Annotated in this window: 18 protein-coding genes; 16 read left to right on the forward strand and 2 right to left on the reverse strand. The window is 63.6% G+C overall.

Going from position 1 to position 23,639, the window contains the following annotated elements; translation table 11 throughout:
- Positions 1-116 precede the first annotated feature (116 nt).
- The 7 genes from ACTIGF_RS08225 to ACTIGF_RS08255 all read left to right on the forward strand — a co-directional run bounded on the left by ACTIGF_RS08225 (position 117) and on the right by ACTIGF_RS08255 (position 10,709).
- Positions 117-2,060: a TonB-dependent receptor domain-containing protein gene (locus tag ACTIGF_RS08225; RefSeq protein ID WP_439636390.1), complete on the forward strand. Its 1,944-nt coding sequence runs from the start codon at positions 117-119 to the stop codon at positions 2,058-2,060.
- A 32-nt stretch (positions 2,061-2,092) separates the two neighbouring features.
- Positions 2,093-2,908 carry an ABC transporter substrate-binding protein gene (locus tag ACTIGF_RS08230; protein ID WP_439636391.1) on the forward strand — a complete coding sequence of 272 codons (816 nt, stop codon included), beginning with the start codon at positions 2,093-2,095 and terminating at the stop codon, positions 2,906-2,908.
- Positions 2,905-3,894, forward strand: a complete 990-nt coding sequence (locus ACTIGF_RS08235; RefSeq protein ID WP_439636392.1) for a FecCD family ABC transporter permease — start codon at positions 2,905-2,907, stop codon at positions 3,892-3,894. Before ACTIGF_RS08230 ends, ACTIGF_RS08235 begins: the two co-directional genes overlap by 4 nt.
- A complete protein-coding gene (locus ACTIGF_RS08240) occupies positions 3,891-4,679 on the forward strand; it encodes an ABC transporter ATP-binding protein (RefSeq protein WP_439636393.1) in 789 nt (262 codons plus the stop codon). Before ACTIGF_RS08235 ends, ACTIGF_RS08240 begins: the two co-directional genes overlap by 4 nt.
- A gap of 179 nt (positions 4,680-4,858) precedes the next feature.
- Positions 4,859-5,194 carry a DUF4212 domain-containing protein gene (locus ACTIGF_RS08245; RefSeq protein WP_439636394.1) on the forward strand — a complete coding sequence of 112 codons (336 nt, stop codon included), beginning with the start codon at positions 4,859-4,861 and terminating at the stop codon, positions 5,192-5,194.
- Position 5,195: 1 nt separating this feature from the next.
- A complete protein-coding gene (locus ACTIGF_RS08250) occupies positions 5,196-7,139 on the forward strand; it encodes a sodium:solute symporter family protein (protein WP_439636395.1) in 1,944 nt (647 codons plus the stop codon).
- Positions 7,140-7,295: 156 nt separating this feature from the next.
- Positions 7,296-10,709 carry an ATP-binding protein gene (locus ACTIGF_RS08255; protein WP_439636396.1) on the forward strand — a complete coding sequence of 1,138 codons (3,414 nt, stop codon included), beginning with the start codon at positions 7,296-7,298 and terminating at the stop codon, positions 10,707-10,709.
- Here the strand turns inward: ACTIGF_RS08255 and ACTIGF_RS08260 are convergent.
- A complete protein-coding gene (locus ACTIGF_RS08260) occupies positions 10,706-11,368 on the reverse strand; it encodes a response regulator (RefSeq protein WP_439636397.1) in 663 nt (220 codons plus the stop codon). The two genes, ACTIGF_RS08255 and ACTIGF_RS08260, sit on opposite strands and share 4 nt — an antisense overlap.
- A gap of 194 nt (positions 11,369-11,562) precedes the next feature.
- Here ACTIGF_RS08260 and ACTIGF_RS08265 point away from each other — a divergent pair, with 194 nt between their 5' ends.
- Positions 11,563-12,903: a DcaP family trimeric outer membrane transporter gene (locus ACTIGF_RS08265; RefSeq protein ID WP_439636398.1), complete on the forward strand. Its 1,341-nt coding sequence runs from the start codon at positions 11,563-11,565 to the stop codon at positions 12,901-12,903.
- A 78-nt stretch (positions 12,904-12,981) separates the two neighbouring features.
- On the opposite strand, the gene ACTIGF_RS08270 is transcribed toward ACTIGF_RS08265, so the two are convergent.
- On the reverse strand, positions 12,982-13,659 hold the full coding sequence (locus tag ACTIGF_RS08270; protein ID WP_439636399.1) for a TetR/AcrR family transcriptional regulator: 678 nt from the start codon (positions 13,657-13,659) through the stop codon (positions 12,982-12,984).
- Between the two features lie 158 nt (positions 13,660-13,817).
- Here ACTIGF_RS08270 and ACTIGF_RS08275 point away from each other — a divergent pair, with 158 nt between their 5' ends.
- The 8 genes from ACTIGF_RS08275 to ACTIGF_RS08310 all read left to right on the forward strand — a co-directional run bounded on the left by ACTIGF_RS08275 (position 13,818) and on the right by ACTIGF_RS08310 (position 23,636).
- Positions 13,818-14,891: a lycopene cyclase family protein gene (locus ACTIGF_RS08275; protein WP_439636400.1), complete on the forward strand. Its 1,074-nt coding sequence runs from the start codon at positions 13,818-13,820 to the stop codon at positions 14,889-14,891.
- Between the two features lie 52 nt (positions 14,892-14,943).
- Positions 14,944-15,720 (forward strand): 16S rRNA (cytidine(1402)-2'-O)-methyltransferase, encoded by a 777-nt coding sequence (gene rsmI, locus ACTIGF_RS08280; RefSeq protein ID WP_439636401.1) that lies wholly within the window; start codon positions 14,944-14,946, stop codon positions 15,718-15,720.
- A gap of 133 nt (positions 15,721-15,853) precedes the next feature.
- A complete protein-coding gene (locus ACTIGF_RS08285) occupies positions 15,854-17,899 on the forward strand; it encodes a S9 family peptidase (RefSeq protein ID WP_439636402.1) in 2,046 nt (681 codons plus the stop codon).
- A 156-nt stretch (positions 17,900-18,055) separates the two neighbouring features.
- Positions 18,056-18,835, forward strand: a complete 780-nt coding sequence (locus ACTIGF_RS08290; protein WP_439636403.1) for a glucose 1-dehydrogenase — start codon at positions 18,056-18,058, stop codon at positions 18,833-18,835.
- 12 nt (positions 18,836-18,847) lie between these two features.
- Complete coding sequence (locus ACTIGF_RS08295) at positions 18,848-20,059, forward strand: kynureninase/PvdN C-terminal domain-containing protein (protein ID WP_439636404.1); 1,212 nt, start codon at positions 18,848-18,850, stop codon at positions 20,057-20,059.
- 63 nt (positions 20,060-20,122) lie between these two features.
- Entirely contained in the window at positions 20,123-21,187 is a 1,065-nt protein-coding gene (locus ACTIGF_RS08300; RefSeq protein WP_439636405.1) for an SMP-30/gluconolactonase/LRE family protein, read from the forward strand.
- A complete protein-coding gene (locus ACTIGF_RS08305) occupies positions 21,184-21,990 on the forward strand; it encodes an SDR family NAD(P)-dependent oxidoreductase (RefSeq protein ID WP_439636406.1) in 807 nt (268 codons plus the stop codon). The genes ACTIGF_RS08300 and ACTIGF_RS08305 overlap by 4 nt, the downstream gene beginning before the upstream one ends.
- 200 nt (positions 21,991-22,190) lie before the next feature.
- Positions 22,191-23,636 (forward strand): methyl-accepting chemotaxis protein, encoded by a 1,446-nt coding sequence (locus ACTIGF_RS08310; RefSeq protein ID WP_439636407.1) that lies wholly within the window; start codon positions 22,191-22,193, stop codon positions 23,634-23,636.
- Positions 23,637-23,639 lie beyond the last annotated feature (3 nt).

Consider the following 23,639-nt stretch of genomic DNA (forward strand, 5'->3'; position numbering starts at 1 on the left):
GTTTGCAGCGACGACCGGCGCGTCGAGCGTCGTTCCGATTCCGTCGGAGCGAAGCGCCGTTGCATCGCTGTACGCCGAGAGCCGCTCACGCTCCCGGCGCCAACGGAGGCTTCCTGATGAAAGCCCAAATCTCTCTCGCGGCGCTGGCCGTCGCACTGTCAACGGCTCCCTCTTTCGCTGAAGACCAGCCCGAGGACACCGTCGTCGTCACCGGCGTGCGCGCGCCCAGCCTGTTGGAGCGCCTGCCCGCCACGCTGGACGTGATTGATCGCGCCGCGCTCGATCTGAACAATCAGAACACGCTGGTCGAAGCGCTGTCCGCTGCGCCGGGTCTCGCCGTGGTTCAGTCCGGCCCGGCCGGATCAACCGCCAGCGTTTTTGTGCGCGGGTCGAACTCCAAACATATCCTCGCGCTGTATGACGGCATCCGTCTCAATGACATGTCGGCGTCCAATGGCGCGTTCAATTTCGGCTCTGATCTGGTGGGCGACGCCGGCCGGATCGAGCTGGTGCGCGGCCCGCTGTCTTCGCTGTATGGCTCAGACGCTGTGGGCGGCGTGATCAACATCTTGCCACGCCGGGCGCCCGAGAGCGGGTCTGAATTTTACGGCGAAGCGTCCGTGGGTGAGTTCAACACCTATCACGCTCTGATCGGCGGCGGTGTGCGCGAGGGGCGGTTCAATCTCGCCGCGACCGCAGAATATCAAGACAGCGACGGCTATGACGTGACGCCGGATCGCATCTCGACCCGCACAGGCGATCCGGATCCGTCGCAATTCACCGTGTTTTCGGCCAATGGCGGGTTTGCCTTCACCCAGACGCTCAGCCTTGAGGCCCTGATCCGGCATCGCGAGTCCGAGGTGGATTTCGACACGTTCTCCGGTGGACCCACGGGCTTCCAGCGCGCCGACGACACGGATCTGCGCAGTGAAGACTCCCAGACGCTGTGGAGCCTCGGGCTCGTCTATGCCCGCCCGGCCCAGAATTTTGAGAGCCGGTTGCGCGCGGGCCGCGTGGAGATGTCGCTTGAGAGTTTCAATGACGGCGCGGCGACTGATGCGTATGACGGCGCGCGCGATTTCCTCCAGTGGTCCAATGTCTGGACGCCGGACGCCCTGTCCGCCCTGATCGAGCCTGTAATCAGCTTTGGCGTCGATTTTCAGGATGAGGAGGCGGACACCACCACCGCGTTCAATGCGCCCTTGTCGGTCAGCGAGGACCTGTGGTCCGCCTACGCCGCGGTGCAGGCGGGACTGACGGAGCGGTTTGACGTCACCGGCTCGATCCGTCTCGATGACTACGAAGCGTTCGGCGACCAGACCACCTACAATCTGGGGGCGGTCTATCGTCTGGACGTGCTCAACACGCGCCTGCGCGCCAGCTATGGCACGTCTTTCAAGGCGCCGAGCCTGTCTGAACGGTTTTCCAGTTCCGCCTATGTCGCCGCCAATCCCGACCTTGAGCCGGAAGAGGGCGAGACCTTTGAGATCGGCTTTGACAGCGCGTTTGATCTGTTCGGGAGCGAAGACGCCTTGCGCATTGGCGCGGTCTGGTATGACAGCGAGATCGAGGACCTGATCGAGTATGTCTATGACGGCGCGTTGTTCATCGGCCAGAACCGCAATGTCGGTGAAGCGGATATTCAAGGCTATGAAGCCTTCGCCGAATGGGCCCCGGTTGACCAGGCCTCGGTGCGTGTGGACTACACCCATACCGATGCGACCAACGCCAGCACGGGGGCGCAATTGCTGCGCCGTCCTGAAGACAGCTGGGCGGTGACCGGGACCTGGCGGCCCATCGAAATCGCGTCGCTGAGCGCGACCTGGCGCTCTGTCTGCGAACGCGTGGACGCCACCTATGATGATGACGGGTATTATGTCAGCGGATCGGGCGCCGTTCCGTCCTATGAGACCGTCGATCTGACCGGGGTTCTGGATGTGCGCGAGAAGCTTCAATTGGTGCTGGGCGTCCGCAACCTCTTTAATGAGACCTATGAACCCGCCGCCGGGTTCGCCGGTGCGCCGCGTGCGGTGACGCTCGGCCTGCGGTTCCGTCCGTAATGATCCGGGCGGCGCTCTTTGTTGTCGGCTTGATGTTGGGGGGCGCCGTCGTCAGTTCGGCGGCGGCGCTCTCCCCGCGCGTGGTCTCGCTGGACTATTGCGCGGATCAGTATGTGTTGGGTCTGGCGGACCGGGAGGCGATCGCGGCGGTTTCCACCCATGCCGATGATCGTCATTCCTATCTGCGCGACCAAGCGCGTGGTCTGCCCCAAATTCGAGATGACGCCGAAGACGTTCTGGCGCTCGCGCCGGACCTGATCGTGCGCGGCTATGACGCGGGCGGCCGCGCCGGCGCATACTACCAGCGCTTGGGTCTTGAAACTTTCGAGCTGGGCTTCAGCGCAGGGTTTGATGATGTGGAAGCCATAATCCGGCGCACCGCCCAGACTCTCGGCCAGCTGGAACGCGGCGAGGCGCGTATCGCGCATATGCGCAGCCAGCTGGCGCGCGCCGCTGAAGGGCCGCGACTGCGCGCGCTGTATATGACGCCGTCAGGGCTTACCACCGGGTCAGGCACCTTGATGCACGCTTTCATGGCGGCGGCGGGCTTTGAGAACATCATCGCCGAGCAGGGCAAGGCCGGCTGGATCAATGTGCCGCTTGAACAGCTGCATGAGCAGGCGCCGGACGTTATTCTCGCGGCGTTCTTTGATGGCGAAACCGCGCCGATCGACAGCTGGTCGGCCAGCCGGCATTCCGTTTTCCGGCGGATGATGGAGACCACGCCTGTCATTGAACTGGATGCTGCGGCGTTGTCGTGCGGGGCCTGGTTCATGGCGGATGAGGCGCTTCGGGCGCGGCAGGCCGCCAATGCGCTGGTCCTGGATATGGACGAGACCGAGACATGACGCGACTGACCCTGTCCGCCGCCTTGGGGGTGTTTGCCGTGCTGGTGATGCTGGCCTCGGCGCTGTTGGGAAGCTCGGAGCTTTCCATGACGCAGGCGTTTGCGGCGCTGTGGGGGGGCGGCGATGAAACCTCGCGCATCATCGTCTGGGAGATCCGCCTGCCGCGGGCGCTGGCCGCTTTGGGCGTCGGCATGGCGCTGGGTGCGTCGGGGGCGCTGATGCAAGGCTTGCTCAGAAACCCGCTGGCGGAGCCGGGCGTTCTGGGCGTGTCGGCCTCGGCCTCCCTGGGCGCGATTATCGCGCTCTATTTCGGGATCAGCGCACTGGGCGCATTCACCGTGCCGGTTTTCGCCATTGCGGGCGCGCTGGCGGCGACCTGTGTCTTGAGTGTTCTGGCCATGGTGCGGATCAGTGCGGTGCAGCTGATCCTGGCGGGGGTCGGCCTTTCAAGTTTCGCCGGCGCGTTGGGCGCTTTGGCGATGAATCTGGCGCCGAACCGGTTTGCGCTGGCGGACATGGTGACCTGGATGCTGGGATCGGTCACCAATCGCTCAATGGATGATCTGGTTGTGATTGCTCCGTTCTGGGTCGTGGGCGCCATACTCGCCGTGCTGACGGGGCCGCATCTGCGCGCTTTAGCGCTGGGCGAAGAGACGGCGCAGACCCTGGGCGTTGATCTGGGACGCACCCGGACCGGGGTCATCAACGCAGCGGCGCTGTTGACCGGCGCCGCCGTCGCGATTTCAGGCGTGATCGGTTTTGTCGGCATCGTCGCGCCCCACATTGTGCGGCCCTTTGTGCGGCATGACCCGTCTGACCTGGTCTGGCCCAGCGCGCTTCTGGGCGGCGTCCTGATCGGCTTGGCGGATCTGGTGTTGCGTCTGGTCCCGCTTGATCAGGAGTTGCGGTTGGGCGTCATGGTGGCTCTGATCGGCGCGCCGGTCTTTATCCTGATCGCCGCGCGCAGCCGGGGGATGGGACGATGAGCGAGGCGGGAACCACCAGCATTGTTCTGGATCATGTGAACGTGAAACGCCACGGCGTGAGCGTGCTCGACGATGTCAGTCTGGTCGCGGAGCGCGGTCAGCTGACGGCTCTGGTCGGACCGAACGGGGCGGGCAAGTCCTCTTTGATCAAGACTCTACTGGGTCTGCTGAAGGCCGAGAGCGGTGCGGTATGGGTGGATGGCGCCCCCGTTGAAATGTTGTCTGCGAAGGCGCGCGCGCGGGCCATGGCCTATCTGCCCCAAGACCGCAGTCTGGCCTGGTCCATGACGGGAGGGGATCTGGCGGCGTTGGGACGGTTCGCCTGGGGCGGGGCGGCGTATGATCGCTTGTCTCACGATGACCGGGCTCAGGTCGACCTGGCGCTCGAGCAAGCCAGCGCCAGCCATCTCAAAGACCGTCTGGTTCATGATCTGTCGGGGGGAGAACAGGCGCGGCTCCATCTGGCGCGCGCGCTGGCGTCCAATGCGCCGATCCTTTTGGCGGACGAGCCCATTGCGGCGCTTGATCCGCGCCATCAGCTGGAAGCCATGGCGGTCTTGCGCCGACAGGCGGATCAGAGCGCGACGGTGATCTGCGCCCTTCATGATCTCGAGCTCGCCCGCCGCCACGCCGATCAGATCGCCGTTCTTGATCGCGGGCGCCTGCGCATCGCCGCCGGCCCGTGTCAGGCGCTTAGCGACGAGATTTTGGCCGAAGTGTTTGGCGTGCGGCAAACCCGCTCTGATGGCTTTGAGATTTTAGAGGCTCTCAGTCCCTCGTCATAAAGCGCTGAAAAATATAAGCGCCTACTGACGTCGCTCCATCTTGCTACGCTGTTCGAGCGCCCCGAAAGCCCTCAGGATCATTGATCCGGCTTCGACCAATGTCGGGCTGCCCGCTCCGGTGTCTGACTGACACCCTTCTGGTCATACGGGGAAAACCCCGATGAAAAGGGAGGAGCACGATGGCTGATTCAGACCATCCGACCACGGGCGAGCCGCCAAAAGGGCCGCCCCGGGATCACGACATCACCGAGGAGCGCTACAAGCGCTATTGGCAGGAAAACCTCAACCTGATGGGGATTCTTCTCGCGATCTGGTTCACCGTATCGTACGGATTCGGGATCCTGTTCCGTGACATTCTGGACAATTTCTCCATAGGCGGCGCGCCTTTGGGGTTCTGGTTCGCGCAGCAAGGCGCGATCTACGTCTTTGTCATTCTGATCTTCGTCTATTCCGCGCTGATGCATCGCATCGAGCGCAAATACGACGATGAAACTGAAAACGGTCAGGGAGGCTGATATGGAATCGACCATTCTGGGTCTCGACACCACCTTGTTCTGGACCGCGTTTTTCGTGATCGGAACCTTCGGCCTCTACATCGGCATCGCCATCTGGGCGCGCGCTTCGACCACGGAAGACTTTTATGTGGCCGGCCATGACGTGCACCCGGTCTTCAACGGGATGGCCACCGCCGCAGACTGGATGAGCGCCGCCTCATTCCTCTCCATGGCGGGGCTGATCGCCTTCATGGGCTATGACGGTTCAGTCTTCCTGATGGGCTGGACCGGCGGTTATGTGCTGCTGGCGCTGCTCCTGGCGCCCTATCTGCGCAAGTTCGGCAAATTCACCGTGCCCGATTTCGTCGGCGACCGGTATTACAGCCAGGCGGCCCGCATCATGGCGGTGATCTGCGCCTTGTTCATCTCCTTCACCTACATCGCCGGCCAGATGCGCGGCACCGGCATCGCCTTCTCCAACTTCCTGGGCGTGCCGATCGAGATGGGCGTCATCATCGGCGCGATCATCGTGCTGTTCTATGCGGGCTTGGGCGGCATGAAGGGCGTCACCTACACCCAGGTGGCGCAGTATTGCGTGCTGATCTTCGCCTTCACCGTTCCGGCGGTCTTCCTGAGCCTTCAGATCACCGGCACGCCGATCCCCCAGCTGGGCTTTATCGGCAATACGGCGGATGGAACGCCCCTGCTGGTCAATCTCGACCGGACGCTGTCAGAACTGGGCTTCAGCTCCTATCTCGAGGGGCAGAAGTCCATGATCGACGTCTTCGCCATCACTCTGGCGTTGATGGTCGGCACGGCGGGTCTGCCGCACGTGATCATCCGCTTCTTCACCGTGCCGCGCGCCTCTGACGCTCGCAAATCGGCGGGTTGGGCGTTGATCTTCATCGCCGCGCTCTACACCACGGCTCCGGCGGTGGCGGTGTTCGCCCGGACGAATTTCATCGAAACGGTCAATGAAAGCACCTATTCCACCGAGGTCGCTGCTCAGCAGGCGCGCGCCTCGGAAATGGGTGAGGGCGCAACTCCGCAATGGTTCTACAACTGGGAGCGCACCGGTCTTCTGGGCTTCACCGACAAGAACGGCGACGGCCAGATCCAGTATCGCGCCGACCCGGATGTGAACGAGGTGACCACGCTCGACCGTGACATCTTCGTGCTGGCCAATCCCGAGATCGGCGGCCTGCCGGGCTGGGTGATCGGTCTGGTGGTCTCCGGCGGCTTGGCGGCTGCCCTGTCCACCGCTGCGGGTCTGTTGATGGTGATCAGTTCGGCGGTGTCACACGATCTGTGCCGCAAGGTGCTGATCAAGAACATGACCGACACCCAGGAGCTTCTGGTCGCCAGGATTGCGGCCGTGGGCGCGGTGGTCGTGGCGATCTATGCGGGCATCAATCCGCCTGGCTTCGTCGCCGCGGTCGTGGCCTTCGCCTTCGGTCTGGCCGCCGCCAGCTTCTTCCCGGTGATCTTCCTGGGGATTTTCTGGAAACGCATGAACAAGGAAGGCGCCATCGCCGGCATGGTGGTCGGTCTGTCGATCACTGCGGCCTATATCGTGCACTTCAAGATCGGCTTCAGCCCGATCGTGCTCGGCGTGGTCGCCCTGATCATCAGCGTCATCCTGCTGATCATGTATTTCGGCCTCAAGGAGGAGGGGGAGACCCGGCCCATGCTGATCGGTTCGATCGTATTCGGACTGATCTTCCTGGGCGGTCTGTTCGGCATCTTGCCCAACATTCCCCAAGGCACGACCGATCAATGGTTCCTGGGCGTGTCGCCGGAGGGCTTTGGCTCGGTCGGCATGGTGATCAGTTTCATCATCGCGACGGTGGTGGCTCTGGCGACCAAGGCGCCGCCAGCCGAGATCCAGAACATGGTGGAGGACATTCGCATGCCGTCCTCCGTCACCCATGTCACGCACACCAAGGCTGCGGGCCCGGCTGAATAGCCTGACCCACTGTCTGTAACCGGACGCGGCGGCTCTCAGAGCCGCCGCGTTTGTGTGTGATCGGGGCGCTGGCTGGTCAGCGCTTTGGAAATCCGTCTATCGTTCAAGACCGTCTGATCCAGAACACTCAATCCGGACGGGCAGGGAGGAGAGGTTTTGCCGCTCAGTCTCGCGCTAGTGGTGCTTGGCGCCTATGTGGCCTTGCTGTTCGTGCTCGCCGCCTGGGGGGACGCGCATTCGGCGCGCTTTGACCGCTCCGCCAAGCGCCGGGCCGTTCTGTATACGCTGGCGCTGGCGGTGTATTGCACCAGCTGGACCTTCTATGGCGCGGTGGGCGAGGCCGCCCGCGCAGGCTGGGACTATCTGCCCATCTATCTGGGGCCGGCGCTGGTGTTCTTGCTGGGCTTTCCCATCATCCGCCGCCTTGTGGCGCTGGGGCGGGAGCACGACACCAGCTCGATCGCAGACTTCTTGTCTCTGCGCTATGGCAAATCCGCGGCGGTGGGCGCGCTGGCGACGCTGGCGCTGCTCTTGGCGCTGATCCCCTATATCGCGCTTCAGCTCAAAAGTGCGGCGGCCTCGCTTGACCTTCTGACCGGCGATCCTCTGGGGCGCGGCTGGGGCTTGCCGGTGGCGATCAGTCTGGCGGCCTTCGCCATGGTGTTCGGTCAGCGCCATACCGACACCGCGGCCAGTCACAGGGGGCTGGTGCTGGCGGTCGGGTTTGAATCCCTTGTGAAACTCGCGGCCATGCTGGCTGTGGGCTGGCTCGCAGTCGAGGTGTGGGTGAACGCTTCGCCGCAAATGCGTCTGGAAGCGTTGGCGCAATCGCCTCTGACGGCGCCGGGCGTGGATTTCCGGTTTGTCGTGTTGACCGTTCTGGGCGCGTTCGCCGCGCTGTGTCTGCCGCGTCAGTTTCACATGATGGTGGTGGAGGCCTCCAAACCCGGAGACTCCAACCTGTCGCGCTGGGGCTTTCCGGCGTATCTGGCTTTGGTCGCCATACTGGTTCCACCGATCGCCTGGGCGGGCGGCACGCTGCTGGATGGCCCGAATCCGGACGCCTATGTGCTGGCCTTGCCGCTTGAGCTGGATGCGCAAGGTCTGGCGGTTTTAGTGTTTCTGGGCGGGTTTTCCGCCGCTGCGGGCATGGTGACCGTCACGGCGCTCGCCATGTCCACCATGCTGGTGAACAACCTGGTGGGACCTTTGTTTCTGGCGGAGGTTCAACGCGGCGGACTGGCCAAGCGGTTCCTGATGTGGCGGCGCGCCATGGTTCTGGGGCTGGTCGGGCTCGCCTATCTGTTTCATCTGGGACTGGATCAACAGGCGGCGCTGGCCGGTATCGGTCTGGTGGCGTTCGCCGGGGTCGCCCAGCTCGCCCCCGCCTTGTTGTTCGGGCTGTATTGGCGCAAGGCGAACCGCGCCGGCGCGCTGGCGGGCATGGGCGCCGGCATCGGGCTCTGGGTCGCGCTGATCTTGATCCCCAGCTATGCCGGCGCTCCGCCGCCTGCGCCTCAGGGCGTGGACCCGTTCGCCTTCGCGGCCATCATATGCCTCGCCGCGAACATCATCGCCTTCATTGTCGCCGTGGCGTTTTCGTCCTCGGGGCTGGTGGATGAATTGCAGGCGGACGCCTTCACAGGCGTGCGTCCGCTGGAGACCGCGCCCGCGATGGGCTCGCGCATTTCAGATCTCGAAATTGTGCTGGTGCGGGTTCTGGGCGCCCATCAGGCGGCGCTGGCGTTATCAGACCTGTCTCGGGCGGTCGCCAGACCCTTGCGGCAGGGAGATGCGTTGACCTCTGCGGTGGCCGGGCTGGCCGAAGCGCGTCTGGCGCGTGCGGTGGGCGCAGCCTCCGCCCGCATCCTGATGACGCGTGTGTTGCGTGGCGCTCGCGTCAGCCCCGGCGACGTGGTCAAGCTGATTGACGAAACCGCTGAGCAATTGCGCTCCTCCGAGGACCGGTTGAAGGAAAGCGAACGCTCGATCCGGTTTTACACCGACAATCTGCCGGTCCTGCTCAGCTATGCCGACCGCGATTACTGTCTGCGCTTCGCCAATAAGGGCTATCTGGATTTCTTTGATCTGGATGCGTCCGTGATTGGTCGTCCGCTGGCCGAATTCATGAGCGAGGACGAATACGCCCTGCGTCGGCCGCATATGGAGGCGGCGCTGAATGGCGAGCGCCAGGTGTTTGACATTTCACGCCGCAAGGGCGGCGGTCGCGCTCGCTCCTGGCAGGTGGTCTACCAGCCCCGCACCGAGAACGGCGAGGTGGTGGGCTATTTTGGCGTCTATCAGGACAACACTGCCCGACGCGAGGCGGAAGAAGGGCTCAAACGTGCCTACGACATGCTGGAATCGCGGGTGGAGGAACGCACGGCGGCGCTGAAGGCGGAAAGCGAGGCGCGGCTGCAGCTGGCGCAGGATCTGGAAGCGGCCCGGCGCGAGGCGGAGGCCGCCACCCAGTCCAAGACCCGGTTCCTGGCTGCGGCCAGTCATGATTTGCTGCAGCCCTTGTCCGCCGCCCGGCTCTATGCCGGCGCTCTGGAAGGCGCGCTGGGCGAAAGCGGGTCTGAAGGCAATCGCAATCTGGCCCATCAGATCGAACGCGCCATTGATCATGCGGACCGGTTGCTGCGCGCGCTTCTGGATATTTCACGTCTGGATGCGGGCGGCGTCGCGCCGCGTCCCAGCGTGTTCGCCATTGATGAGCTGATCGAAGAGACCGCCGCCCAGTTCCAGGCGCGCGCCCTGGTGAAGGGGTTGAAGCTGCGGGTCGTCCCGAGCCGGCTGGCCGTCTTGTCAGACCGCGGCCTGATGACCAGCGTGGTGCAAAATCTCATCTCAAACGCCATCCGCTACACGCCCAGCGGCAAGGTGCTGGTGGGGGTCCGGCGTCAGGGGGATCAGGTGCGCCTGCAGGTGATCGACACCGGGCCGGGTATCGAGCCCGATCGCCAGCAGGCGATCTTCCGGGAGTTCCACCGCGGCGTGGTTGACGCCGGGGAAGACCAGGGTCTGGGGCTGGGTCTGGCGGTGGTGGACCGGATTTGCGCGTCTCTGGGTCACAAGCTGACCCTGAAAAGCGCCTTGGGAGAAGGCGCGACCTTTGAAGTGATATTGCCGCGCGCGGCCTCGCGGGACCGGCAGACCGTGGTTCAGGCGCGGCGTCGCCCCGGCGACCTGGCGGGGCTGACCGTTCTGTGTGTGGATGATGATCCGGGCGTGCTGCAGGCGTTGAGCACGCTGCTGGAGCGTTGGGGATGCGATGTCCGTGGTGCCCAGGACGCCGCCTCGGCGATCGCCGCTGTCTCAGATCATGCGCCAGATCTGGTGATTCTGGACTATCAGCTGAATGAAGAGATGACCGGGCCGCAATTGTATGAGTCGCTGTGCGCGCACTGGGGGCGACGTCCGCCGGGGCTTCTGGTCACCGCGGAGCGCAATGACGCCGCCGGGGATGAGGCGCGTGCGGCAGGGCTGGATCTGGTGCGAAAGCCCGCGTCTCCGGCTGTTCTGCGCGCCAGCCTCACTTCGCTCAAACGAAAAATAGAGGCGGGTTAGACCGACTGCTCGGCGGGCGGTTCGACGTTAAGCGCCTGAGCCACCAGCACGGCCTGGGTGCGGTTGATCACGTCGAGCTTTCTGAAAATCGCCGTCACATGCGCTTTCACGGTCGCTTCGGAAATGCCCATGTCAAAAGCGATCTGCTTGTTCAGGCGCCCTGCAGCCAGGCCATGCAGCACGCGCATTTGCGCCGGGGTGAGCTGGGCGATTTTCGACGCCGCTTCCGCCGCCTCCTGCGCCTGGGGGTCGCCGCTCTCATCGGGCGCCCAGACATCGCCGTTCAGAACCGCCGTCAGGGCCTCCACCAGCTGAGCCATGCTGGCGGTTTTGGGGATGAAGCCCGATGCGCCAAACTCCAGCGCGCGCGCCGCGACGCCCGGCGACTGGCTGGCGGAGATGACCACCACCGGCGCGCTGGGGTGACTTTTGCGCAGCTCCGCCAGACCAATAAAGCCGGAGCTGTCGGCCATGTGCAGGTCCAGACACACCAGATCGGTTTGACCGTCTTTCAGGGCGCTCAGGGTTTCCGCCAGCGTGCTGGTCTCCACAAGCGTGCGTCCAGGCGCAGCTTTGCTGACCGCAGTGCTGAGCGCGCCCCGGAATAGCGGATGGTCATCGGCCAGAATGACCCGGCTTTGCGCGGAGTCTGGGATCACACACGCCTCCTCGTCTGAAGGTGAAGTCTAAAGGGCTTCGTCCAGGGCCGTCGTCTGAGCAAAAAGTAGCACATGTGAAGTCCTAAATTTCGACGAACGTCCCATACCGCAGGGCCCCCTGTACAACGATACTTTCATAATAAAGCCGAAAAATCGGCACGGGCCTCATGGCTATCCTTGGGAGGGACATCTCTATGACTAAGCTAGGTATTAGAAGCGTTTTGGCGGCGACCGCCTCGGCGCTGGTTCTGACGGCGGCGTCAGAGGCGCAGGACGTCACCGCTCTTGAAGACCGACTTGCAGCGCTGGAAGCCATGGTGGCGGATTTGCGCAATGAGCTGGAGGATGCGCGCGCCCAGGCGGATGCTGCGACTGACCGGGTTATTGAAATCGAACAGCGAACGGCCTCGGCGCCGGCGGCGCCGGCCGCGGCGTCGTCGTCTGATCGCGGCTTCACCATGGGCAACACCCAAGTGACCTATGGCGGGTTTGTGGATCTGGACGCTCATGTGACAGACCTCAGCGACGGAGATTTCGGGGCGACCTCGATTGCGCGCGATTTCTATATCTCCGGCGCGACGCCGGTCGGCGGGACGGGCGATGGCGAAACCGATTTTGATTTCACCGCCAAGTCCAGCCGCTTCTTCTTCGCCACATCCACCGAATCAGACATCGGCACGGTGACCGGGCGGATCGAATTTGACTTCCTGGGCTCGCCCGGCGGGGATGAGCGAGTGTCAAACTCCTACAATCCGCGCATGCGCGTCGCCTGGGCCCAGATCGGCAATTGGCGCGTGGGTCAGGACTGGTCGACCTTCACCAACACCGCCGTGATTCCTGAAAGCGCCAGCTTCCTTGTGGGCTCGGACGGCATGCTGTTCGGACGCCAGGCGCAGATTCGCTACACCAATGGCGGTTTCCAGTTCGCGCTTGAGAACCCGGACACCACGGTCACCCCGTTTGGCGGCGGCGGTCGGATCGATGGCGGCGACGGCGCGCTTCCCGACGTTGTGGCGCGCTATAACTGGAGCGGCGATTTCGGCGCCATGACCGTCTCGGCGCTGGGTCGCAATCTCGCTTATGAAGGCGGCGGCGTAGATGGCGAAGCGTTCGGCTGGGGCGTCAACTGGTCCGGCCGCGTGAATGTGGGTGACGGCTCAGACCTGCGCTTCTCGCTGACCGGCGGTGAAGGCATCGGCCGCTATATCGGCCTGAACGCCGTGAATGGCGCTGTGGTGACGGCGTCGGGCGATCTGGAAGCCATTCCGGTCTATGGCGGGCTGGTGGCCTGGCGTCAGCAGCTGGGTCAGGGTCGCCGACTGTCGGTCGGTTACTCGATGCTGGAAGCGGATAATGACATCACGCTGACCGGTACTGGCGTGACCAAGAGCACCTGGTCGGCCTTTGGCGCTTACTTCTTCCCGGTTGGTCCTGTGACCATGGGAGCGGAAATCCTGTTCGGCGAACGCGAACTGGAGAATGGCCAGAGCGGGACGATCACCCGCGCCACGCTTTCCACGAAATACCCCTTCTGATGCGGCTGGCCTGGCGCGTCTAACGGCGGGCCGGGCTTTTCGCCGCCCTGAAGGGCTCCCCTGCGCTGGCGCCAGACATTAACCAGCGCGTCCTTGTGCGGCCGACGCCCCCTCGTGTCGGCCGTATTTTTTTGGCGCGCGCCCGGACATGGTTTCCGAGTGGAACACCACGCTCAACCGGCGGTGCATCTGACTGCGGGCCTCTTGCGGGCTCAACTTATAGATCACGCAGCGCCGCAAAACGCCCAGGTAAAGATCAAGCAGGCTTTCCGTCAGCAAGTCCGGGCATTCATGCAGGTCGACTGCAGGGTCATGGGCGGCGCGGGTCAATACGTCCCGAACGGGCGACCATGCGGATTCCAGGCCGATATGAAGGGCTTTGAAATCGGCTTCATTGGTCAGCCAGTTATGGCCGATGGCGGCGCGGAAAAGCTCCAGATCGTTGACGTGGCGATCCAGATGATAGTCCAGCACGGCTGTGACGCAGGTGACCACATCGCCGTCACAGCGCCTCGCCAGTTCAGCGCTTTCAACACGCAAGCGTTCGAAATCATCCACCATCACCTCACACAGCAAGGCGATCTTGGTGGGCGCCGCATTCAGCACCGTTCCCGGAGAGACATTGGCCGCGCAAGCAATGTCGACGATTTTCGCGCGGTCATACCCTTGCCGGTGAAACTCCTCCCGCGCCGCGCGCAAGACCGCGATTCGGGTCGCCGCTTTCTGGCGCGCACGTTTTGTCGTTGGCAGGTTCATTCGTTCGCCTGTCTTCAGTCCCGGTCTGATGGGGATGTCGTTCGTCGAGATACGTCCCAACATTAAAGCCTGTTAATGTGATCGCGCCAAGCACATGTTGTGGAATAACCTTTTCACGCCTGCCTGTGACGCGCATCGGCCTGTCTATCAAGGACGTCATGTCTGAACGCTTTGACCTTGTCATACTGGGAGCCGGGCTGTCCGGGCTGGCGTTGGCGAGCGCGGTGGCCCGGAGCGGCCGCCGCTTGCGCACCTTGATCCTCGAGCCCAGACGTCTTGCGCCGAACCCGCGACACTGGATGTTTCCAGCTGCGCCCGAGCATGGGCTGCGCCGATACGAGAGCAGCCGCCTGACCGGGTTCGAGGTGGAGAGCCCGACCGGCGCCGTGCTGCATCGACCTCTGAAGCGGATGATCCTGGCGCGGATTCCTGCACAGACGGTGCAGGAGGCGGCGCTGGACGCTGTCGCCGCCGAACCGCGTATGGTGCTGGAGGAAGGGGTCAGCGTTGATCAGGTGCAAGCCGGGCGCGCTCACGTGGCGCTGGAGACCAGCGATGGCCGGGTCCGAACCAGCTGGCTGGTCGACACGCGACCGCTCGAGGATGTGGGCATGCCGGCGGGCCGGGTGGTGCAGCTGTCTCGCCTGATGACCGCTCCTGTTGAAGGCGGGCATGAAGAACGGTTCTGTCTGAAACTCATGGGATCTGAGTCTCCAGGCCTTGAGCAATTAAGCCTGAGCCGGGACCGAGTGGTGCATGAGCAGGCGCGTTTTGTGCTGGCGCCTCCGCCGGAGCTGCCGCCGCAGTCGCATGCAGATGCAGTGCTGCAATGGGGCGGGCGACTGGAAGATGTGCGTCACGCCCAGGGCGTGTGGCCTTTAAGCTATCGCGCCTTGAACCGTCAGGGCGGGCGCGTCGTCTTGGCGCCGGCGGATGCGTATGGCTTGCGATTCGCCCCAGGCATGGCGGCGCTCCGCTTGCATGATTGGGCGCAAGTACAGGCGCGGCGGTTGAGTTATGGGCTCAGCCTGCATGCGCCGTCGCCGCCGCCCCTGTCCGCACGGTTATCGACGGCGCGCATCGAAATGATCATCCGGCGCGACCCGCGCCAAGCGGCGGCGGGCTTGCGGGCTTTGCTTTATGAAGCGCCGGCCGATGGCGTCATGCGCACCCTGTCTGGCGCCGCCCGCTGGACCGATCTCGTTCGCGCCTGGCGGTCGGGAACATGGTAGAGGCGCAGCCGCTGGCGCTGCATTCTGAGCTCGGCTCGACTAGGGTGCAGACATGAGTGATTCCGCGATATCCGCCGATCTTGACGCCCCGCCCGAGGCCGGGCCGCGCCTGGTGCTTGTGACCACGCCTATCGGCAATCTGGGGGATATGACGCCGCGCGCCTGGGATGTGCTGCGTGAAGCGGACGCCATCGCTTGCGAAGACACGCGCACGACGCGCCGATTGCTGGAGCATGGCGGCGTCACCGACAAACGCTTGATCGCCTGTCATGATCATAACGAGACGGCGAGCGCAGCCGGCATCGTCAAGCTGATCGAGGATGGCGCGACGGTGGCCCTGGTCAGTGATGCCGGCACGCCGGCGATCTCCGATCCCGGTTTTCGGGTGGTGCAGGCGGCGGTCGATGCAGGGCTGACGGTCAGCGCTGCGCCGGGGGTGTCCTCGGTGATCATGGCGCTGTCGATCTCGGGCCTGCCGACGGATCGCTTCACCTTTCTGGGCTTCCCGCCCCGCAAATCCGGCAAGCGACAGGCGCTGTTTGAGATGTATGGCGAGCTGCCCGCCAGCCTGATCGTCATGGAGAGCCCGCAGCGATTGGCGGAATGCCTGGCGGACGCCCGCGCCGTGCTGGGCGATCGCCGCGCCGCGCTGAGCCTGGAGCTGACCAAGCGCTTTGAGCGGGTCTGGCGCGGAACATTGTCCGAGCTTGAAGCCCGGCTTGTCGATCCGCCCAAGGGCGAAGCCGTGATCGTGATCGAGGGCGCGGACGAAGTGCGCGAGAAGAAGAACAAATACGCCGCATTTTCCAAAGCCCCCAAGCGCGATTAAGATTTCGTTAGGATATGCAATATGCGGGGTCTGAACCCTGCAGCATTGCGACCGGCGCTGATGGCGCCGGGCCTCGACGCGCAAACCTCGCCTTGTTTAGGTTGCGCCTTCTGTTGACCAAGGAGCTTTCGCCATGAACCGTCCACTGTTCACCGGCGTTCTGGGTTTTGCTGCAGCTTGTGCGCTCGGCGCGCAGGTGCAGGCGCAAGACGCTTTGACGCTGGAAGATCTGTTCGAAATTCGCCAGGTGTCAGGAATCGACATCTCGCCTGATGGCGACCATGTCGCCTTCACCGTGTCCACGCCGCGCAATGTGGTGGCCGGTGAGGACGACGGGACGCCGCAATCGGCGCTGTTTATCGCGTCCGGCCCGGATGCTGCGCGCCCCTTCATCACTGAGGGCGGCGTCGGCGGTGTGGAATGGACGCCGGATGGCGATGCGCTGACCTTTCTGGCGCGGCGCGACGGCGACAGCGGATCGGCGCTGTATGAGATTGCGGCGGATGGCGGCGAAGCGCGCCGGATCTATAGCCATGACGAGTCGATCCAGTCCTATGTGATCGCGCCCGATGGCCAGAGCCTTTATTTCATTGCACGCGACAAGGCCGATCCCATGCAGCAGACGCTGCATGATCGCGGGTTCATGGCCAATGTCTATGAAGAGAGCGACATCTTCTCCTATGTCTGGCGCGCCGACCTGACCGAACCCGACGCCGATCCGGTTCGCTTTGACCTGCCGGGTCACGCCTCCTCGCTGACCTTGAGCGAAGACGGCTCTCGCCTCGCCGTGGCGCTGGCGCCGACCACTTTGGTGGACGACTCGCTGATGGAGCGTCAGTGGACTGTCGTGGACGCGGCAAACGGTTCAGTGGTCTCGTCCATCGAGACGCCGGGCAAGATCGGCATGGCGGCGTTCTCGCCGGACGCGTCGCGTCTCGCCTTCATCGCGGGCGCCGACCGCGCCGACCCCACGGCAGGCACGCTGCACATCGCGGATGCGCAGACCGGCGAATACATGGCCATCGCCCGCGACGCCGAGCAACATGTGAACCAGCTCGCCTGGATTGATCGTAATTCCGTGCTGACCCTGGCCAGCGTGGGCACGGGCACGGCGCTCGTCGAATACAATATCAATGGCCGTGAAGAGCGGCGCACCCCGACAGAGGCCGGCGTGATCGCGTCCATGGATTATGATCGCGATGACCGGGTCCTGGCGGCGACGGTGCATGCGGCGACCCATCCGCGTGAGCTGTTTGTCGGCGACCGCCGCAATTTGCGTCAGTGGACCAATCACAACCCGCAGCTCGAAGACATCGCCTGGGGCGATCAGCGCGTGTATGAGTTTGAAGCGCGTGACGGTGAACGCATTGAAGGCGTTCTGGTCACCCCGCAGGGCGACGCGCCTGCAGGGGGCTGGCCGATGATCATGACCGTGCATGGCGGCCCGGAAGCTCATGACAGCAATGGCTGGGTGAACGGCTATTCGCGTCTGGGCCATATCGGCGCGGGTGAGGGGTTTGCGGTCTTCTATCCGAACTATCGCGGCTCGACCGGTCGCGGTGAACGCTTCGCCAAGCTCGACCATCTGGATGCGCCGGGCGAGGAGTTCTGGGATCTGGTGGATGCGATCGGCGCATTGTCCGAGGCCGGCATCGTGGATGCGGACCGTGTGGGCGTCACCGGCGGGTCTTATGGCGGGTTCGCCTCGGCCTGGGGCGCGACCGTGGCCAGCGAGCATTTCGCCGCCGCCGCCCCCTTCGTGGCGTTGACCGATCTGATCAGCTTTTACGGCACCACCGAGATTCCGATCGAGATGGTGGATGTGCACTTCATGCAGCCGCCCTGGGAGGACTGGATGAGCTATCTCGAGCACAGCCCGACCTATCATGCGCCGGGCTCCACCACGCCGACGCTGATCCTGCACGGTGAAGCGGATACGCGGGTGGACACCAGCCAGTCCTTCATCCTCTACCGCATCCTGAAACAGACCTCTGACGCGCCGGTGCGGCTCGTCACCTATCCGGGCGAAGGCCACGGCAACCGCCGCGCCGCCGCCCAGTATGATTATGGTCTGCGGGTGCAGCGCTGGATGCAGCATTATCTGCAAGGCGAAGGCGGCGAGCCGCCGGCGCCGGAGCTCGACCTGGCCGAGCGGCTGGGACTTGAAGACGCCGACTAAGGCGCTGGAAAAGGGAGGCGGAAACGCCTCCCTTTATCTTTTTGGACTGGCGGGGCGACAGGATATGAAATCCGCATCGGCGCCCCCTCGCCATGGCCTCATTCCGCCGCTAACGTGGCGCTTAACGCATTAAGTGACGTGAACGGGAGGACAATCATGTCAGAGAAAGACCTGTCTCTTGAAGGCCGAGTGGTTCTGGTCGCCGGGGCCAGCCGCGGCATTGGCGAAGCCGCCGCCAAGCGCATGGCGCGCAATGGCGCGATGGTGATCTGCTCCAGCCGCAAGATCGCCGATTGCGAACGCGTCGCTGAAGAGATCAAGGCCGAGGGCGGCAAGGCGCGCGCCATGGTGTTGCACCTGGGCGAAGCTGATCATCGCGAAGCGGCGATCGCCAACATAAAGGAGACCGAAGGCCGTCTGGACGTGCTCGTGAATAACGGCGCGACGAGCCCGTATTTCGGCGAAGCCAAGGACACGCCCGAAGACGCCTGGGACAAGACGTTTGAAGTCAACGTCAAAGGCCCGTTCTTCCTGTCGAGCCTTGCGATCAACACCTTCATGAAGGATCAGGGCAAAGGCTCGATCGTCAATGTCGCCTCGATCAACGGCATTCGCCCGGGGTATTTTCAGGGCGCGTATTCGATCTCGAAGGCCGCCGTCATTTCCCTCACTCAGGTGCTGGCCCAGGAGTGCGGCCATCTGGGCGTGCGGGTGAATGCGCTGTGCCCGGGTCTGACCGAAACCAAGCTCGCTTCGGCGTTGACGTCCGATCCGAACCTTGAAGACATGATGAACCGCAATTTCTCCATCAAGCGCGTCGGCCAACCTGAAGACATGGCCGCTGCAATCCACTTCCTCGCCAGTGACGCATCAAGCTATATGACGGGCCAGGAATTTGTTGTGGACGGCGGCATCACCCAGCGTGGACCGCTGTAAGGGAAAGAAAACATGCTGACGCGCGAGGCCTGCGAGGCGCTGGACCAGACTGATCCGCTGAAAGACAAACGCGATCTGTTCGCGCTGCCTGAGGGCGTGATCTATCTGGACGGCAACTCGCTGGGCGTGCCGCCCAAGGCGGCGCTCGCGCGTTTGCGTGAAGCCTCTGAATCCGAATGGGCGGTGGGTCTGATCCGGTCGTGGAACGACGCCGGCTGGATGGACCTGCCGCTGACGCTCGGCGCCAAGCTCGCCGGGCTGATGGGCGTCAAAGCCTCCGAAGTCATTGCGGTCGACACCGTCACCATCAATCTGTTCAAGCTCGCCACGGCCTTGCAGGCGCGCGATGGCGGCGGCATTGCTGCGGAAGCGGGCGAGTTTCCCACCGATAACCATGTGATGGAGGGAATCTCCCGCATCACCGGCGCGCCCATGCACCGGGTCGCGCCCAACACCCGTCCCAAAGACCTGCCAGACGGCGTGAAGGTCTTCATAAAGTCCGCCGTGCACTACAAATCCGCCCAGATCGCCGACTTTGAAGGCTATGAGCGTGAAGCGGCGGCGCGCGGGCTGAGCATTATCTGGGATCTCAGCCACGCCACCGGTCTCGTTGATCTCAAGCTGTCTGACTGGGGCGCGAAATACGCGGTGGGCTGCGGCTATAAATTCCTCTCCGGCGGCCCCGGCGCGCCGGCCTTCCTGTATTGCGCGGAAGATCAGATCCAGACGCTGGAGCATCCGGTTTCGGGTTGGCTGGGCCATAAACGTCCCTTTGGTTTTGAAGACGCGTACGAGCCCGACGACACCATTGTGCGGTGGCGCACCAGCTCGCCCTCCATCCTCGCGCTTTCCGCGCTAGACGGCGCGGTCAGCGCCTATGACGGCGTGGACATGGCGCAGGTGGAGGCCAAGGCCATCGCGCTGGGCGACATCATGCTCGCGCAAGCGGAGGCGCTGGGGCTGGATCATGCCTGCCCGGGTCCGGGCGAGCGGCGCGGCGGCCATGTGGTGCTGCGCCATCAGCAGGGCTACGCCATTGTGCAGGCGCTGATTGATCGCGGGATTATCGGTGATTTCCGCGCGCCGGACCTGATGCGGTTCGGATTCAACCCGCTCTATAATTCCTATGCAGAAGTCTTTGATGCAACCCAGGCGCTGGCGGATGTGATCCAGTCCGGCGCATGGGACGACCCGAAATTCCTCGCCAAAAAAGCGGTGACTTGATCGCGCTTGCCCGTTTCACGCTTCTCCCCCAGAGTAAAAGAAAAAACATCAGGGGAGGGCGCGATGCTGCGCTGGATTCTGGGCGGCCTCGCCGTCCTTGTCGTGATCTTGGTCGTCGCCGCCTACGGGCCGGGCGCGCTGAAAGCTTACAAGTTTGATCCCACTGCGCCCGATCCTGCATTGATGGAGCTTTACGAGACGGTCGCCGAGCCTGAGCGCCGTGAAGTTCCAAATTTGCACGGGGCGGAAGACCTTGAGCCCGGACCTGACGGCCGGCTTTACGCCAGCCTGGCCGATGGCCGCATCATGGTGCGGGAGACAGACGGCGGCTGGTCAGAATACGCCAACACCAATGGACGTCCGCTCGGGCTGGCGTTCGCGCCGGACGGCGCCTTGTTTGTCGCGGATGCGCTCAAGGGCTTGCTGCGGCTGGAGAGCGATGGCGCGTTCGATGTCTGGCTGGCCGATGAGAGCGAAGGCGGGCCATTGGTCTTCACAGACGATCTGACCGTGCTGAGCGATGGCGCGGTGATCCTGACCGACGCCTCGCGCCGCTATGGCTATGGCGAGTACATGACCTCTTTGCTGGAAGGCGAGCAGACGGGGGTCATCTACAAGGTCACGGCGCCAGACCAGTATGAGGTGCTCGCGGAAGGCTTTGGTTTCATCAATGGCGTCGACCATGACCCCAGCACGGGCCGCGTCTTCGTCAACGAAACCTGGGCGGGCCGGGTGATCAGCCTTGATCCTGAAACCGGCGATTACGCTGTGCTGATCGATGGATTGCCGGGCTATCCTGACAATCTCGCCTTTGATGAAGAGACCGGGCTCATCTGGATCGCCTTGCCGTCGCAACGCTCGCCCCAGATCGAGAGCCTGCATCCCAACCCCTTCATGAAGCGCCTCGCCTGGCGGTGGATCCAGATCGCCGGACTGCCGCCCTTCCCGCCACGTCCCGTTATGGGAATGGCCGTCAACGCCGATGGCGAACCTGTCCATGCGCTGTATGGGCCGGATGATGCGCCTTTCGGCGTCACGACGGTGACCCCGTGGCGCGGCCAGATCTGGGTGGCGGGGCTGGAGCGTGACGGCGTGGACGCCTATGCCCTTCCCGATCGTCTCCAATGAGCGGGACAGCCTTGATTTCGGGCGGGTCCAGCGGCATTGGCCTGGCCCTGTCTGAACGCCTTCTGGAGCGCGGTTATCGTTTGCTCTGGGTGTCGCTGGACGCCGATGAAATAACTCGCGCACGCCAATCGCTCTTGGCGCGTCATCCCGACGCCGAGATTGAAGGCCGGGCGATGGACCTCGCTGATCCGCAATCGGTGGCGCGGCTGGTGCAATGGGCGCAGGGCGAAGGCGGGCTCGACCTTCTGGTCAATAATGCCGGCTTTGGCGTCTATGGCGCGTCCAGGGACATGGCGGTCGAGGCCGAGCAGGCCATGATTGACGTCAACGCGCGCGCCCTGCACGCAATGACGCGGGCTTTCCTGCCTCTGATGGAGCAGGCGGGCGGCGGAACCATCATCAATGTGGCGTCCAACTCTGCTTTCGTGCCGACACCGGGGCTCGCGGCTTATGCGGCGACCAAGGCCTTCGTCCGGCATTATTCAAACGCGCTCTCCCAGGAACTGGAGCAGAGCGGCAGTGCGGTGCGCGTCATGACGGTGTGTCCGTCCGCCGTCTCAGACACGCCGTTCAAGGAGCGTGCGGCGGCCAAGGATGTGCGCACCTTCTCAAGCTTCAGCGCCACCACGGCGGGCGAGGTCGCGTCTGATATTCTCAAAGGTTATGACCGGGGCGCGTCAGAGGTGATTACCGGCGCGGCCATGCGCCGAGTGATGTGGCTGATGCGGTTTTCGCCCGCCCCGATGGTGCGATGGTTGACCCGTCGGGAGACACAAACGATTCGGCATCCGGCGCGGCGGTAATATGCTACCGCAAGGGGAGTTTCGAGCCACCTCAGGTAATTTAGTCTTAATAAAACGTTCTGGAAGTACGAAGTTATTGTTTTATTAAGCGTGATTGCGCCCCCCTGTTTTTGGGGACGAATAGACGGCATCATCCGTGGCTCTTCCCCGTGACGCAGGGGGGGACAAGGATGTTCTTCAAAGACAAGAGTTCAGGCGCGATGATAGACGCGATTAACGCCACGCAGGCGGTGATCGAGTTTGATCCGAGCGGGCGTATTTTGACCGCCAACGACGTTTTCTTGAAAACCATGGGCTATAGCGCGAACGAGATCGTCGGGCGCCATCATTCAATCTTCGTGCGCGAAGCCGAGCGCGATACTGAAGCCTATGAACGGTTCTGGACGGATCTGCGGCACGGCCTAGCCCAGACCGATCAATTCCAGCGCCTGCGCAAGGATGGCCAGAGCGTCTATCTGCAAGCGACCTATACGCCTGTGCGCGATCAGTCCGGCAAGGTGACCAAAGTCGTCAAACTGGCGACGGACATCACCGATCAGTTCAGGCGGGAGCGTGATCTGCGCGGGCAGGTGGACGCTATCCGCCGAACCCAGGCCGTGATCGAATTCAAGCCGAATGGCGAGATTCTGGACGCGAACGAGAACTTCCTGAAAACGCTGGATTATCAGCTTGATGAAGTTGTGGGGCAGTCCCATGCCTTGTTCGTTCCCTCCGAGATGCGCGGCACACAAGAGTACAGGGAGTTCTGGGAAGAACTGGCTGGCGGCGTCGCGAAGACGGCTGAGTTCAAGCGGATCGCCAAGTCCGGCCAGCCCATTTTCATTCAGGCGACCTATACGCCGATCCTCGATGATGAGGGGCGGGTCTACAAGGTCGTGAAGTTCGCGACTGACGTCACTGAAGCGGTCAAAGCGCGTCAGCATCGCCAGACCGTCATGGCGGAAATGGCGGAGCAAATTTCCGAGATCGCCGCAGCCTCGGTGCAATCCTCTCAGCTGGCCAATGATTCCGCCGGCGCCACTCATGCCGCCTCCGAGAATGTGCAGGCGGTCGCGTCCGGCGCGGAAGAGCTGGCCTCCTCCATCGCCGAAATTAGCCGCCAGGTGGCGGACGCCGCCAGCATCTCGCAAAGCGCGGTCGAAAAGTCGGGGGAAGCCCAGGAGGTGATCTCCAAGCTGGAAGGCGCAGCCCTGTCTATCGGCGAAGTGGTGCGTCTGATTACCGATATCGCCGAGCAGACCAATCTGTTGGCGCTCAACGCCACGATCGAGGCGGCGCGCGCCGGCGAGGCGGGCAAGGGCTTCGCGGTCGTGGCCAGCGAAGTGAAATCGCTCGCCAGTCAGACGGCCAAGGCCACCGACGAGATCTCCAAACAGATTGAGACCGTGCAGGGCAATACCCGTCAGGCGGTCGGCACGGTCGAGGAGATCCGCAAGGTGATTGATACGCTCAGTGAGATCTCAACGGGCATCTCCACAGCGGTGGAGGAGCAGACGGCGGTGACCGCGGACATCTCCTCCAATATGCAAACCGCCGCTGAAGGCGTGCAGACCGTCAATCGCAATGTCTCGGAAATCGCCCAGGCGTCCGAAGCCTCGCGAGAGGCGACGTTCAAACTCGATCAGGCGGCGAAAAGCATCGCCTAACCG

Source organism: Oceanicaulis sp., assembly GCF_051859625.1.
In the GTDB taxonomy this organism is placed as follows: domain Bacteria; phylum Pseudomonadota; class Alphaproteobacteria; order Caulobacterales; family Maricaulaceae; genus Oceanicaulis.

Bases quoted from the DNA above. Each gene is read 5' to 3' on its own strand.
- rsmI (WP_439636401.1), top strand. From the start codon at position 14,944: ATGAGTGATTCCGCGATATCCGCCGATCTTGACGCCCCGCCCGAGGCC.
- ACTIGF_RS08235 (WP_439636392.1), top strand. From the start codon at position 2,905: ATGACGCGACTGACCCTGTCCGCCGCCTTGGGGGTGTTTGCCGTGCTG.
- ACTIGF_RS08305 (WP_439636406.1), top strand. From the start codon at position 21,184: ATGAGCGGGACAGCCTTGATTTCGGGCGGGTCCAGCGGCATTGGCCTG.
- ACTIGF_RS08270 (WP_439636399.1), bottom strand. From the start codon at position 13,659: ATGAACCTGCCAACGACAAAACGTGCGCGCCAGAAAGCGGCGACCCGA.
- ACTIGF_RS08275 (WP_439636400.1), top strand. From the start codon at position 13,818: ATGTCTGAACGCTTTGACCTTGTCATACTGGGAGCCGGGCTGTCCGGG.
- ACTIGF_RS08290 (WP_439636403.1), top strand. From the start codon at position 18,056: ATGTCAGAGAAAGACCTGTCTCTTGAAGGCCGAGTGGTTCTGGTCGCC.
- ACTIGF_RS08310 (WP_439636407.1), top strand. From the start codon at position 22,191: ATGATAGACGCGATTAACGCCACGCAGGCGGTGATCGAGTTTGATCCG.
- ACTIGF_RS08230 (WP_439636391.1), top strand. From the start codon at position 2,093: ATGTTGGGGGGCGCCGTCGTCAGTTCGGCGGCGGCGCTCTCCCCGCGC.
- ACTIGF_RS08285 (WP_439636402.1), top strand. From the start codon at position 15,854: ATGAACCGTCCACTGTTCACCGGCGTTCTGGGTTTTGCTGCAGCTTGT.
- ACTIGF_RS08250 (WP_439636395.1), top strand. From the start codon at position 5,196: ATGGAATCGACCATTCTGGGTCTCGACACCACCTTGTTCTGGACCGCG.
- ACTIGF_RS08245 (WP_439636394.1), top strand. From the start codon at position 4,859: ATGGCTGATTCAGACCATCCGACCACGGGCGAGCCGCCAAAAGGGCCG.
- ACTIGF_RS08295 (WP_439636404.1), top strand. From the start codon at position 18,848: ATGCTGACGCGCGAGGCCTGCGAGGCGCTGGACCAGACTGATCCGCTG.
- ACTIGF_RS08265 (WP_439636398.1), top strand. From the start codon at position 11,563: ATGACTAAGCTAGGTATTAGAAGCGTTTTGGCGGCGACCGCCTCGGCG.
- ACTIGF_RS08240 (WP_439636393.1), top strand. From the start codon at position 3,891: ATGAGCGAGGCGGGAACCACCAGCATTGTTCTGGATCATGTGAACGTG.
- ACTIGF_RS08300 (WP_439636405.1), top strand. From the start codon at position 20,123: ATGCTGCGCTGGATTCTGGGCGGCCTCGCCGTCCTTGTCGTGATCTTG.
- ACTIGF_RS08225 (WP_439636390.1), top strand. From the start codon at position 117: ATGAAAGCCCAAATCTCTCTCGCGGCGCTGGCCGTCGCACTGTCAACG.